The sequence below is a fragment of the Sphingopyxis sp. BSN-002 genome (assembly GCF_022024275.1).
In the GTDB taxonomy this organism is placed as follows: domain Bacteria; phylum Pseudomonadota; class Alphaproteobacteria; order Sphingomonadales; family Sphingomonadaceae; genus Sphingopyxis.
The window spans coordinates 1,117,581-1,130,095 of the sequence record NZ_CP091804.1; the positions used below are offsets into that span (position 1 = coordinate 1,117,581).

The window sequence follows — 12,515 nt, forward strand, 5'->3', positions numbered from 1 at the left end:
CTTGTTCGACCACCCCATATTGCCCACGACGATCGTCGGAAGCTACCCCCAGCCCGACTGGCTGATCGACCGCGAGCGACTGAAGGCCAGCCTGCCTCCCCGCGTTCGCGCCGAGACGCTGTGGCGCATTCCTGATCCCTGGCTCGCCGATGCGCAGGAGGCAGCAACGCTGATGGCGATCCGCGATCAGGAGGAACTGGGCATCGACATCGTCGGCGATGGCGAGATGCGCCGCGAAAGCTATTCGAACCGACTTGCGACCGCACTGTCGGGGATCGATACCGAGAAGCACGGGACCGCGATCGACCGCACCGGCAACGCCAATCCGGTGCCGCTCGTTTCAGGTCCGATCCGGCGGGTGGCGCCTATAGAAGCACAGGATGCCGCCTTCCTCCGCCGCCATTCGACAAAACCGGTAAAGCTGACCCTGCCCGGCCCGTTCACGATGACGCAGCAAGCCGAGAACGGCTATTATCCCGACGCGAGATCGCTCGCGATGGACTATGCGGACGCGGTGAATGCAGAAGTGAAAGACCTGTTCGCTGCCGGAGTCGACGTCGTCCAGCTCGACGAGCCCTATCTGCAGGCGCGTGCCGCCGAAGCGAACGCCTATGCGATCGAGGCGATCAACCGCGCGCTCGACGGTGTCGGCGGCACGACCGCGCTCCACATATGCTTCGGCTATGCGATGGTGCACCACGGTGCCGGCGCGACGGGCCCGAAGCCCAAGGCCTATGATTTCCTCGCGGAGCTCGAAGCCTCGGCGATCGACGTGATCTCGATCGAAGCGGCGCAACCGGGGCTCGATCCCGCAATCCTCGCCGAGCTGCCGACCAAGACGATCATGTACGGCGTCCTCGACCTGTCGATCCCCGAGGTGGAGACGCCCGAAGTGGTCGCCGGCCGCATCCGCGAGGCGCTGCGCTATGTCGATGCCGAGCGGCTGTGGATCGCCCCCGACTGCGGGATGAAGTACCACAGCCGCGAGCATAGCCAAGCCAAGCTGAAGGCCATGGTCGACGGGACGGCGCTGGTGCGCGCGGAATTGAAGTAAGCCTATGCGTCGATGAAGGCGTCCAGCAGCGGCACAACCGCTTCGGGCGCCTCGACGGTCGGCAGATGCCCCGCCCCGGCGATCACCTCGAGCCGAGCGCCGGGGATCGCTGCCAGTATCTCCTCGTGGTGCGCACGGCTGGTGATTCCGTCCTTCTCGCCCCAGATCAGCAAAGTCGGAACCGCGATCTCGCCGAGCCGCGGGCGGCTGTCGATCCGCGCCATGATCGCGCGCTGTTGCGCGAGGAAGGTTTCCGCCCCCGTATCGGCCGCCATCTGCCGCGCAATGCCGAGCAGGCGCGCGTCATTGCGCTTTTCTTCGGGGAACAGGATCGGGATGCGTTCCTCGACGACCTGATCGAACTGGCCGCTTTCGACAAGGTCGATATAGCCCTGCCTCCGCGCGGTCTGCGCCGGACCGTCGGCCGAAGCGAGCGTGGAAATCAGCGCCAGCTTCGCAACACGCCCCGGTGCGCGGCGCATCACCTCGAACGCGACGAAGCCGCCCATCGCATGGCCGACCAGCACGAACGTCGGAGGAGCGCTGTCGAGCAGCCGCTGCGCGAAACCGCCGATCGTGTCATCACTCCGGTTGTCGGCGACGATTACCTCGCGGTCGCCCCATGCGTCGAGCAAGGGCCGCCACACGGCATCGGTCAAAAGCTGGCCGGTAATCAGAACAACAGGAAGCGGCATCAGATCACCCGATGAAGAAGCGCTTCGCCTGCTGCGAGGCGGCGGCAATTTTCGTGCGCGACCCTGAGGCTGCGCACGAGCGTTTCCGGCGTGAGCCAGGCGATATGCGGTGCGAGCACCGCATTGGACAGGCCGAGCAACGGATTATCGCGCGACAGCGGCTCCTCGGCGAAGACGTCGAGTCCGGCGCCGCGCAGATGACCGCCGGTCAGCGCCTCGACAAGGCGGGCCTGATCTACGAGTTCGCCGCGTGCGGTGTTTACGAGCACCGCCCCTTTTTTCATCGCGAAAGGGTCGATGCTCGCGCGCGTCCCGTCGGTCAGCGGGATATGGAGCGAGACGATATCGCTTTCCGCCAGCAGGCGGTCGAGCGGCAGAAATTCATAAGGCACGTCGCGGGGACTGCGTGCGGTATAGACGACCTTCGCCCCCAGCGCCGCCAGTACCGGCGCCAATAGTTGTGCCGAATTGCCGAAACCGACGAGGCCCACGGTCCGCCCGCCGATCTCGCCGACGCTGTCGAGCTCGGACGGATCGGCGGTCCATCCCTCTCCGGCACGGGTGCGGGCATCGAAGAAGCAGGTGCGCCGGAGCACCGCCATCATCAGCGACAGCGCCATCTCGGCGACAGCCTGGCTGTTGGTACCCGGCATGTTGCACACCGCAACGCCATGTTCGCGTGCCGCATCGAGCGCGATGGTATTCACACCGACACCAAGCTTCTGGATCAGTTTCAGTTTCGGCGCCGACGCAATAAAATCCGGCGTCACCGGCGTCAGCACATGAAGCAGCGCGGTGATGTCGGACGCCACGGCGTCGAGCGGCGTCGCCTCGTCGACATGCACGACATTGTCCGCGCCGAAGATTGCATCGACCGCTTCGCGAAAGCCCGGGCTTGGACGTGCGTGGAGAACGATCATGCGGCAACCGCCCCGATCGACCCGGCGAATGCCGAGAAGCCCGCGAAGACCGCATCGGGGCCCAGCGCCTCCTCGATCCGCAGCATCTCGTTCCACTTCGCCATCCGTTCGGAGCGGGTGAAGCTGCCGACCTTCAGCTGTCCGGCATTCCAGCCGGTCGCGAGATGCGCGATGGTCACATCCTCGCTCTCGCCCGAGCGCGCCGAGACGATCGCTCCCCAACCGCGCGCTACGGCAGCGTCGAGTGCGGCCTTCGCTTCGGTGACCGTACCGATCTGGTTGACCTTGATCAGCGCCGCATTGCACACCGCGGCATCGCCCGCGCGTTCGACGCGCGCGGCGTTCGTGACGAGTACGTCGTCACCGATAATCTGGACGCTGTCGCCGATGGCGGCCGTGACCGCCGCCATCGTCGTCCAGTCGTCCTGTCCGGCCGGATCCTCGATCGACAGGATCGGATAGCGCCCGGCCCATTCGACGATGCGTCCGGCCATCTCCTCGCCCGAAAGGCGGCGATCGTCGAGCGCGAGGCTATAGCCATCGGCATCGCCCAGCTCGTTCGCCGCGATGTCGAGCGAGATAAACACCTCGTCGCCCGCACGGTGCCCGCTCGCCTCGATCGCCCGGGTCAACGTGTCGAGCGCGTCCTCGTTCGAGGAGAAGTTCGGCCACCAGCCGCCCTCGTCGGCGACCCCCGACAGCGGCCCCTTCGCCTCCATCAGCCTGCCCGCGGCGCGATAGACGTCGTCGGTGATTTCGAGCGCGCGGCGGAAACTGCCCGCCTTCGGGCACATGATCATGAAATCCTGCACGTCGGTGCGCCGCCCGGCGTGGGCACCGCCTCCGAAAATCTGGATTTCGGGAAGCGGCACACGCACTTTTCGCCCGACGGCAAGATAGCGCCAGAGCGGCTCGCCGGCGTCGGCCGCCGCCGCGTGGAGCACCGCCATCGATACCGCCACCACGGCGTTCGCGCCGAGCCGTCCCTTGTTTGCACTATTGTCGAGCGCGCAGAGCGCCGCGTCGATCGCCGCCTGCTCGCGTGCGTCCATGCCCTTGATCGTCGCCGCGATCTCCGACCCGATACCCGCCACGGCGCGATTGACGCCAAAGCCGCCGAACGCCTCACCCCCGTCGCGCAGATCGATCGCTTCATGTGCGCCACGCGAAGCGCCCGCGGGTGCGATAGCGCGGCCAACCACGCCCGATTCCAGCATTACCTCGGCCTCCACGGTGGGCCGGCCCCGCGAATCCCAGAGCTGGCGGCCGGTGACGGAGGCGATACGCGAAGTCATGGATCAGTCCTTTTCCAGTTTGCGACCAGCACGTCCACCGGCTGCGGCGCAAGGATAAGCGCGCGCGCCTGATCGCGCACGATGCGACGGTGAGCGGCATCGGTCAGATAGGGCGCCGGCGACTTTCCGTCGACGCGTGCAACGAGCAGGCCGGCGGTCAGCTTTCCCGCCCGCAGCAACAGGTCGTCGGCGACTTCCCATGAAATGCCGGCGCGATACGCCGCGACCAGTGCAGCCGCGCTCTCGACCAGCCGGATGTCGTCCAGCCAGACCGCCTTCAGCAGCAAGTGGGTGACGCAGAAGGCGGGATCGAATGCCGGATCGCCATAGACCGCGCATTCGGCGTCGAGGAACACCGGCGCGCCCGCGTTGACCAGAATATTCTTCGGGCTGACGTCGCCGTGAACGAGCGCGACCTTGCGCGACACAAGGTCGTCGGCGAGCGCATAGAGCGCCGGCGCTAGCTCCGTGTCCTTTTGCGCGACGTGCAGAAAGAACGGGTCGACGCGCAGTGCGCGAAACATCGCATCGTTCGGAAAAGCGTCACGGTCGTGGGCGCTATTGGCGGTGGCGGCGTGAACCTCGGCGATCGACCGGCCGACTTCCGCCGCAAAGCGGATATCGACCCTTCCGGCGGTCAGTTCGTCTTTCCACACCGGGCAACCCGGCAGAAAGCGCATCGCGAAGGCATGCCCCGGCAGTTCGGCCAGCACTTCGGGCACGATCGCGGGGTCGACGGCGCGCGCGCGACGGAGCCAGCGCACCTCGCTCGTCCCGCGCTCGACCGGCGCGAGCCATTCGGCGGCGACCCGCAGTTGCGGTAACGGACGCTTGACCACGATCGGACCCGTGGGCGTATCGACCTTCCAGACGTCGCAGGATACCCCGCCGGTCAGCGGTTCGAGCACGACATCCTCCCTGCCCGCCAACCCGGCGGCGCGCAATTCCCGGACGATGTCGGCCGTGGCGATCATGCTCAGAGCTTCTCCCTGATCCAGGCTCCGACGAGGTCAGCGGCATTCTGGCGCTCGCGGATCGAATCCTCGAAATAATGTGCGCCCTCGATCAGTTCGATCCTCTTGTCGGCCGATCCCAGGAAATCGAAAATCTTGCGCGCATCGCTCGGGAATACACCCGTGTCGGCAAGGCCCTGCACGACGAGTGCGGGCGTGTCGTGCTTCGCCAGATGCGGCTGCCCCTGACACGGCGAGGTTTCGAGGCTCCACATGTTGAGCCAGGTCTTCAGCGTGTTGGCGCGGCCGATGCTCGGCGTGCGGTTGGCGATCTTCGGGTCGCCGCGATAGCACCAGTTGGGTTTGCGGTCCGACGGATCGATCGCCGGATCGACACAGCGGATGTCGCCCCAGCAGCGGAACATCGGGAAAATGCGGTCCGGAATCCCCGCCGCGTTGAGACGCGCGAGCTCGGCCTTTGCCCAATCGGTGATCCGCTGGTTGCGCGCGCGCTGGCCGGCGCGATATTTTTCGATGAACGCATCTGAATAGGGCGGACCGTTGTCGGGATTGAATGGATCGAGTTCGGGATCGGTCGCAACCGGGTCATTCTCGTCGATCACCGACGCGTCCATCCAGTCGGTCAGCACTTCGGGGCGTCCCTGATGCGCGTTGAAGCTGATATAGAGATCGCCCTTGATCAGTTGCGCCAGCGCATCCTGTCCGATCGGGGGTAGCCGGTCGGTCAGGGTCGGCGCGATCGCCTCGGCCTGATAGGCGCCCATCAGCGAGCCGCCGCCCGAATTGCCCAGAATGACGATCTGTTCGACCCCGGCCTCTTCCTTCAGCCACTTCATGCCGACGCCGATATCCAGAACTGCGTGCTCGAGCAGGAACTGGTCCTCGAACCCGCGATAGCGCGTGTTCCAGCCGAGGAAACCGAAGCCCTGCCGTGCAAAATACGGCGCGATATAATGTTCGGAGAAATCCACATTATAGTGGGTCGCGATGATGGCGACCTTCGGACGCTTGCCGCTTTCGGTCCAGTAGATCCCCTGACACGGATGTCCGCCAGCCTGGATGCGCGGCGCCGTCGGCGGCGCCCGCCCGATAAATTGCGCGTCCAGTCCCTCGATCCCGTTGGGGTCCATCATCGTCTCTCCTGATTGTCGGTATGTTTCAGCGGGTAACTTCGAACGGCAGCCTGTACCCCTCGAGCCCCGCGCGGATCGCCTTCTTGTCGATCTTGCCGGTCGGCCCCAGCGGCACCTCCTCGACGAAAAGGACATCGTCGGGCATCCACCATTTCGCGATCTTGCCGTCGAGATAGGCCTTCAGATCATCGGCGCAGGCCGCGGCGCCCGGTTTCAGCTGGCAGAGCAGAATCGGACGCTCATCCCATTTGGGATGTGCGATGCCGACGACGGCGGCGTTGGCCACGGCCTCGTGCCCCATCGCGATATTCTCGATCTCGATCGAACTGATCCACTCGCCGCCCGATTTGACGACGTCCTTCGCCCGGTCGGTGATCTGCATATAGCCTTCGCCGTCGATCGTGCTGACGTCGCCGGTGTCGAAGAAGCCCTCTTCGTCGAGAACATCGCCGCCCTCGCCGCCGAAATAGGCGCCCGCGATCGTCGGCCCCTTGATCATCAGTCGCCCGGGCGTCCGGCCGTCGTGGGGCAGCCGGTTGCCGGCATCGTCGACCAGCTTCATCTCGAGCCCGCAAAGCAGCCGCCCCTGCTTCAGTTTGTATGCCATCTGCTCGTCGTCGGCCTTCGCCGCGACCGAGGCGTTAGGCACCGACACGGTTCCAAGCGGCGACGTCTCGGTCATCCCCCATCCCTGGATGACATCGACGCCATAATCGTCGCGGAAGGTCCGGATGATCGATTCCGGACAGGCCGACCCGCCGATCGTCACGCGCTCCAGCGTGGTGAAGCGCTTGCCGTTTTCCTGCATGTACTGGAGGAGCATCTGCCAGACGGTCGGCACCGCGGCCGAATAGGTCACGCCTTCCTGCTCGATCAGGTTGTAGATCGATTCGCCGTCCATCCGCTGCCCCGGCAGCACCAGCTTCGCACCGACCGCGGGCGCCGAATAGACGACACCCCACGCATTGGCGTGATACATCGGCACCACCAGCAGAACCGTATCGCGCGCCGACAGTGCCAGCGCATCGCGCTGCAGCGTCATCAGCGCGTGGATGTAGTTGGAGCGATGCGAATAAAGGACCCCCTTGGGGTTCCCCGTCGTTCCGCTGGTGTAGCAAAGCCCGCACGCGGCATTCTCGTCGAAGCCGCCCCAGACATATCCGGCGGGCTGACCCGCGATCCAGTCATCGAATGCGACGGCCTCGAAGCTCGTTTCCGGCATCGACGCGGCATCGCAAAAGAAGATCACCTTCTCGATCGACGGCACCTGGGGCAACAACGCCTCGACCAGATCGGCGGTGGCCGGATCGGCGATCAGCAGCCGGTCTCCGGCGTGGTTCGCGATATAGGCGATCTGTTCGAGGAACAGCCGGGGGTTGAGCGTGTGGAGGACAACCCCCATCCCGGCCGCGCCGTACCACGCCGCCAGGTGCCGGGCGCTGTTCCAGCCCATCGTCGCAACCCGATCACCGCGCTTCATGCCGGCGGCGGCCAGCGCGTTCGAAACCCGCTTCGCATCGGCGTGAATGGCGGCATAGGTCGATCGGGTGACCCGCCCCTCGGCATCGCGCGAGACGATTTCGCGTTCGCCGTGCCACACAGCCGCATGGTCGATGATCCGGTCGACCGTCAGCGGCACATTCTGCATCAAACCGTCCATGCGGCGGGCCTCTCCCTCATTCTCCAGAAAGATAGTATACTAAGCATTTCGACAATGCAACGCCCCGCGCCTTGCCTCGCTCGCGCCGCTCTTATAGCGTGCCTGTGTCGGCGATCTGCCGGCAAACAGGGGCTATCGTCGGCGTAACATGCGCACCAATCAACTCATCATCGCGCTTTTCCAGCGCTTCTGCTGGCTCGACGAGGGCTTGCAGGCGCGGCTCCATGACCGCGGCTGGCCCGATGTAAGTCGTCCGCAATCGATGGTGATGACCAATATCGTCAGCGGCATCGTTCGCCCTTCGGACATCGCGCGCAACCTTGGCGTGTCGCGTCAGGCAATCCACAGCACGATCAACCAGATGGTCGGGCTCGGCATGATCAAGCTCGCACCCGACCCCGACGACCGGCGGCACATGATCGTGTCGTTGACCGAAACGGGCGCGCGGATGCGGCAGGATGCCCAGCGCGCGATGGATGCACTGTCCGACCAGCTCGCCGAGCGGCTGGGTCACGACCGCTTCGATGCACTGCTCGCAACGCTCGAAGCCGACTGGGGCGACAATATCGAGCGCAAGCCCTAGGTTGCAAGCGCCCGGGCGACGGTGACGAGTCGGCTCGCCGTCATGTCGACCAACGAGGCCGGCAGCGCATCCTTCAGCTTTCCGGTTTCGTCGAAAGCCGCATGCGCATTCGGAATCAGGACCTGTTCGGGGATCACGATCGTCTGAATGGTCGAGAGAATCTGACGAAGGTGCATCAGACCGCGAAGGCCGCCGAACGGGCTGATCGATGCCGACATGACTGCACTCGCCTTGCCGCGATAGGCGCTGAGCGCAACGAGCGATTCCTCGCCGGTGGGACGCGACGCCCAGTCGATCGCGTTCTTGAGCAGGGGCGAAACGGAGCCATTATATTCGGGCGAGACGAACAGCAGCCCGTCCTGCGCCGCAAACAGCGTCTTCAGCCGTCCTGCGTCGGCCGGAAAATTGTCGGCTTCAAGGGCGGCCGAATAGAGCGGCAGATCGAAGCCCGCGAGGTCGACGTCGGTAACGACGGCACCCTGCGCTTCAAGCGCCTCGATCGCCAGTTTCCCCAGCGCGCGATTGAACGACCCCTCACGCACGCTCCCGACGACGACGGCAATCCTGATCAATGGTCCCTCCCCTGCAATATAGTTAGAATACTAACTTATTGCACGCGGAGTGCAAGGGGCCCCGATTTCAGGCCTTGATATCCGACAGCGTCGACAGCTTGGCGGTCTCGTCGGCAAGATTGTCGATCACGCGCCGCATCAGCTTCTGCAGCGTCTCGACCTCCGCATCGGTCATTCCGCGTGTCGCGACCTCATGAACCTCGGCGTTCATCGGGGCGAGGACCAGCTCGAGCTTTTTCGCATGCGGCGTCAGATAGATGAAGGTCTTGCGGCGATCGTCCTCGGTCTTCTTGCGTGTGATGAACCCCGCCTTTTCAAGGCCCTTCAGCGCCACGACGGTCGTCGGCTCGCGCATCCCGACCCGCTCGCTGAGTTCGCGCTGGGTGATCCCGTCCTCGCGCCACAATTGACGGAGAAAGCGCCATTGCCCCGCCGAGACGTCGTGCGTCAGCGTTCCGCGTTCGAGCAGCCGCGAAAAGGAACGGAAAACGATACGCGCGAGATAGCCGATGCTGTTTTCCGGGTTCGTGTAATATTCCGCCGGATGCCGGAAGCCCTCGTTCTTCTTTGCCAAAGATTTTCCCCTTTGTCCGAACCTTAGAGCCCTATGATTCAGGCGGCAATATGCTTCGGCACACCGATATGATTGGACAAGGCGGCTGACCGATTATACTTAGTATACTAAGTTAAAGGAGCAGGTCCCTGGAAAAATTCGCCCGCCTGACCGCAGTCGCCGCGCCGCTGGCGCTCGCCAATGTAGACACCGACATGGTCATACCGGCCCGCTTCATGAAAGCCCTGACGCGCGCGGGACTCGGACGGCATCTGTTTCAGGAACTCCGCTATGACGCCGCTGGCGGCGAGCGCCCCGATTTCATCCTGAATCGCGGCGCTTGCCGCCAGGCACAGATATTGATCGCGGATCGCAATTTCGGGTGCGGGTCGTCGCGCGAGCACGCCGTCTGGGCGCTCGCCGATTTCGGGATCCGATGCATCGTCGCGCCGAGTTTCGGCGACATATTCTCGGGTAATGCGCGCAAGAACGGCCTGCTCCTGATCCGCCTTCCCGACGCGCTGTGCGAACAGCTTCGCAACGAGGTGGAGCTCGCGCAATTCGCGCCGGTCACTATCGATCTGGTCGATCAGCGGATCACGCTGGCGTCAGCCGAGGAGATTATGTTCGAAGTCGACCCCGACGACCGGCGGACGCTGCTGGAGGGTCTCGACGACATAGCGCGGACGATGCGGCACGAGACCGCAATCGCACGCTTCGAAAGGGCCTAGCCGAGGCTGGCGGGATCGGCGATGCATCCCGCGATCGCGCTTGCCGCGGCAAGGGCCGGGCTCATCAGATGGGTCCGTCCTCCCCGTCCCTGCCGGTTTTCGAAATTGCGGTTCGAGGTCGCGGCACACCGCTCGCCCGGTTGCAGACGATCCGCATTCATCCCGACGCACATCGAACATCCGGGCTCGCGCCAGTCGAAGCCCGCCGATTGCAGGACCCGATCGAGCCCCTCCGCTTCCGCCTGCCTTTTGACGAGGCCCGAACCGGGCACCACCATCGCCCTGACGTGCGGTGCGACGCGGCGCCCCCGGGCGATATCCGCGACGACACGCAGATCCTCGATGCGGCTGTTCGTACAGCTTCCGATAAAGACGCGATCGAGCCGCGTGCCCGCGATCGGCGTCCCCGGCATCAGGTCCATATAGGCGAGGGCGCGTTCGGCAGCGGCACGTTCCTCGGCGTCCGGAAATGTTGCGGGATCGGGAATCGGAGTATCGACGGCGATAACCTGTGACGGGTTCGTGCCCCAGCTTACCATCGGTCGCACGGCGGCGGCGTCAACGCGGACTTCGCGATCGAACAGCGCGCCCGCATCGGTCGGGAGGCCGCTCCAGCGCGTCAGCGCCGCAGCCAGCGCCGCGCCCGCGGGCACCGCCGGACGCCCCTCCAGATAGGAGAATGTCGTGTCGTCGGGGCCGATCAGTCCCGCGCGCGCGCCCATTTCGATGCTGAGGTTGCACAGCGTCATCCGCCCTTCCATCGACAGCTTCCGCACAGCCGGCCCCGCATATTCGATGACATGTCCCGTCGCGCCATCGACCCCGATCACCGCCAGCAGATGGAGCGCCAGATCCTTGGCATGGACGTGCGCGGCCAACCGCCCCTCAACGTGGATGCGCATGTTGCGCGATTTGCGCTGCCGGATCGTCTGGGTCGCCAGCACATGCTCGACCTCGGAGGTTCCGATCCCGAAGGCCAGCGCGCCGAACGCGCCATGGGTCGAGGTATGGCTGTCGCCGCAAACGATCGTCATCCCAGGCTGCGAACGCCCCTGCTCGGGCCCGACGACATGCACGATCCCGCCCCGTGGATCGCCCAGCGGGAAATTCTCGATCCCGAACCGGCGCGTGTTGTCGACAAGCGCCTCGAGCTGCGCCCGTGCCTCCGGATCGGACACACCCGCAGTTCCCGCCGCCTGCCCGGCGGTCGGCACATTATGGTCGGAAAGGGCCAGCGCCAGTTCGGGCCGGCGGACCGGCCGTCCTGCCGCGACCAGTCCGGCGAACGCCTGCGGCGAGGTGACTTCATGCAACAGATGCAGATCGATATAGAGGATCGTCTCGCCATCGTCGTCCGCAACGGCATGCGCATCCCATATCTTGTCATAGAGTGTGCGCGGAAAGGGCCGTGTCATCGAATGGTCTTGCGTAGCGCCTGAAAATACTTAGATAACTAACTTATAGTCAGCACCGCCCGAAACGGGCAAGGACTTTCAACGCCAGCGCTCGACATCAGTCATCATTATTCATTTTTTTCATATCTTTAGGGGCATAATTTGGTTGATCATCAAGCCTGCGCCGCGCGAATCCGGGCCGCCTACACGGGCCGTACCCTCCCCCCGATCCGCCATGCCGAGCCCGACGCGACCCTGACGGACGCGTACGCGATCCAGACGCTCAATCGCGATCACTGGGTGGCGGAGGGGCGAACGATCGTCGGCGCCAAGATCGGCCTGACATCGAAAGCCGTGCAAACGCAGCTCGGGGTCGACCAGCCCGATTTCGGCGTGCTGTTCGCCGACATGCAGGTTTTGGATACGGTGACTCCCGGCCGCCTGCTGCAACCGAAGGTCGAGGCCGAAATCGCCTTCGTTCTCGGCCGCGACATTACCGCGAGCGGCGATGATCCGGCCGGACTGGCCGGAGCAATCGCCTATGCGCTTCCTGCGCTCGAGATCGTCGACAGCCGCATCGCCGACTGGGACATCGGGATGGTCGATACGGTCGCCGACAACGCGTCGTCGGGACTCTTCGTTCTGGGCACCGAACCCGTCGATATCGGCGGCCTCGACCTTGCCGGATGCACGATGACCATGGCAAAAAACGGAGCTGTGGCATCGCAGGGCAGCGGCGCGGCCTGCCTTGGCAATCCGCTGAACGCGCTCGAATGGCTCGTCTCGATGCGCATCGTACGCGGCGAACCGCTCAGGGCCGGCGACATCATTCTTTCGGGCGCGTTGGGTCCGATGGTCCCCGCAACGCCGGGAGACCGCTTCGAGGCCGGGATTGAAGGCATCGGCGGCATCGGCGTGACATTTGCCCGATAGCCGATACGGTTTGCCGGG

General features: G+C 64.8%; 13 protein-coding genes. 4 read left to right on the top strand and 9 right to left on the bottom strand.

Annotation, left to right across the window (positions count from 1 at the left end; translation table 11 throughout):
* The first annotated feature begins 1 nt into the window (after position 1).
* Complete coding sequence (locus L7H23_RS05615; RefSeq protein ID WP_237838370.1) at positions 2-1,054, top strand: cobalamin-independent methionine synthase II family protein; 1,053 nt, start codon at positions 2-4, stop codon at positions 1,052-1,054.
* A gap of 2 nt (positions 1,055-1,056) precedes the next feature.
* Here the strand turns inward: L7H23_RS05615 and L7H23_RS05620 are convergent, their stop codons facing one another.
* From L7H23_RS05620 to L7H23_RS05645, 6 genes are read right to left on the bottom strand one after another with little or no spacing between them, the layout of a single operon-like run.
* Entirely contained in the window at positions 1,057-1,749 is a 693-nt protein-coding gene (locus L7H23_RS05620; protein WP_237838371.1) for an alpha/beta fold hydrolase, read from the bottom strand.
* Complete coding sequence (locus L7H23_RS05625; RefSeq protein ID WP_237838372.1) at positions 1,749-2,669, bottom strand: NAD(P)-dependent oxidoreductase; 921 nt, start codon at positions 2,667-2,669, stop codon at positions 1,749-1,751. The genes L7H23_RS05620 and L7H23_RS05625 overlap by 1 nt, the downstream gene beginning before the upstream one ends.
* Positions 2,666-3,964 (bottom strand): phosphopyruvate hydratase, encoded by a 1,299-nt coding sequence (eno, locus tag L7H23_RS05630; RefSeq protein ID WP_237838373.1) that lies wholly within the window; start codon positions 3,962-3,964, stop codon positions 2,666-2,668. Before eno ends, L7H23_RS05625 begins: the two co-directional genes overlap by 4 nt.
* The gene (locus tag L7H23_RS05635) at positions 3,961-4,938 is read right to left on the bottom strand and encodes an aminoglycoside phosphotransferase family protein (RefSeq protein WP_237838374.1); all 978 of its coding nucleotides are present in this window, start codon (positions 4,936-4,938) and stop codon (positions 3,961-3,963) included. The genes eno and L7H23_RS05635 overlap by 4 nt, the downstream gene beginning before the upstream one ends.
* 2 nt (positions 4,939-4,940) lie before the next feature.
* Positions 4,941-6,071 (bottom strand): lysophospholipase, encoded by a 1,131-nt coding sequence (locus tag L7H23_RS05640; RefSeq protein ID WP_237838375.1) that lies wholly within the window; start codon positions 6,069-6,071, stop codon positions 4,941-4,943.
* 25 nt (positions 6,072-6,096) lie between these two features.
* On the bottom strand, positions 6,097-7,731 hold the full coding sequence (locus L7H23_RS05645; protein ID WP_237838376.1) for a long-chain-fatty-acid--CoA ligase: 1,635 nt from the start codon (positions 7,729-7,731) through the stop codon (positions 6,097-6,099).
* 148 nt (positions 7,732-7,879) lie between these two features.
* On the opposite strand from L7H23_RS05645, the gene L7H23_RS05650 reads away from it, so the two are divergent.
* Positions 7,880-8,314: a MarR family winged helix-turn-helix transcriptional regulator gene (locus L7H23_RS05650; protein WP_237838377.1), complete on the top strand. Its 435-nt coding sequence runs from the start codon at positions 7,880-7,882 to the stop codon at positions 8,312-8,314.
* Here the strand turns inward: L7H23_RS05650 and L7H23_RS05655 are convergent.
* Both L7H23_RS05655 and L7H23_RS05660 read right to left on the bottom strand, forming a co-directional pair.
* A complete protein-coding gene (locus L7H23_RS05655; RefSeq protein WP_237838378.1) occupies positions 8,311-8,886 on the bottom strand; it encodes an NAD(P)H-dependent oxidoreductase in 576 nt (191 codons plus the stop codon). The two genes, L7H23_RS05650 and L7H23_RS05655, sit on opposite strands and share 4 nt — an antisense overlap.
* Positions 8,887-8,953: 67 nt before the next feature.
* A complete protein-coding gene (locus L7H23_RS05660; RefSeq protein WP_237838379.1) occupies positions 8,954-9,460 on the bottom strand; it encodes a MarR family transcriptional regulator in 507 nt (168 codons plus the stop codon).
* A gap of 128 nt (positions 9,461-9,588) precedes the next feature.
* Here L7H23_RS05660 and leuD point away from each other — a divergent pair, with 128 nt between their 5' ends.
* On the top strand, positions 9,589-10,170 hold the full coding sequence (gene leuD, locus L7H23_RS05665) for a 3-isopropylmalate dehydratase small subunit (RefSeq protein WP_237839131.1): 582 nt from the start codon (positions 9,589-9,591) through the stop codon (positions 10,168-10,170).
* On the opposite strand, the gene leuC is transcribed toward leuD, so the two are convergent.
* Positions 10,167-11,585, bottom strand: coding sequence for a 3-isopropylmalate dehydratase large subunit (gene leuC / locus L7H23_RS05670; protein WP_237838380.1), 1,419 nt, complete (start codon positions 11,583-11,585; stop codon positions 10,167-10,169). The two genes, leuD and leuC, sit on opposite strands and share 4 nt — an antisense overlap.
* 141 nt (positions 11,586-11,726) lie before the next feature.
* Here leuC and L7H23_RS05675 point away from each other — a divergent pair, with 141 nt between their 5' ends.
* Positions 11,727-12,497 carry a fumarylacetoacetate hydrolase family protein gene (locus L7H23_RS05675; protein ID WP_237838381.1) on the top strand — a complete coding sequence of 257 codons (771 nt, stop codon included), beginning with the start codon at positions 11,727-11,729 and terminating at the stop codon, positions 12,495-12,497.
* Positions 12,498-12,515 lie beyond the last annotated feature (18 nt).

Bases quoted from the DNA above. Each gene is read 5' to 3' on its own strand.
- eno (WP_237838373.1), bottom strand. From the start codon at position 3,964: ATGACTTCGCGTATCGCCTCCGTCACCGGCCGCCAGCTCTGGGATTCG.
- L7H23_RS05625 (WP_237838372.1), bottom strand. From the start codon at position 2,669: ATGATCGTTCTCCACGCACGTCCAAGCCCGGGCTTTCGCGAAGCGGTC.
- L7H23_RS05620 (WP_237838371.1), bottom strand. From the start codon at position 1,749: ATGCCGCTTCCTGTTGTTCTGATTACCGGCCAGCTTTTGACCGATGCC.
- L7H23_RS05650 (WP_237838377.1), top strand. From the start codon at position 7,880: ATGCGCACCAATCAACTCATCATCGCGCTTTTCCAGCGCTTCTGCTGG.
- leuC (WP_237838380.1), bottom strand. From the start codon at position 11,585: ATGACACGGCCCTTTCCGCGCACACTCTATGACAAGATATGGGATGCG.
- L7H23_RS05635 (WP_237838374.1), bottom strand. From the start codon at position 4,938: ATGATCGCCACGGCCGACATCGTCCGGGAATTGCGCGCCGCCGGGTTG.
- L7H23_RS05645 (WP_237838376.1), bottom strand. From the start codon at position 7,731: ATGGACGGTTTGATGCAGAATGTGCCGCTGACGGTCGACCGGATCATC.
- L7H23_RS05640 (WP_237838375.1), bottom strand. From the start codon at position 6,071: ATGATGGACCCCAACGGGATCGAGGGACTGGACGCGCAATTTATCGGG.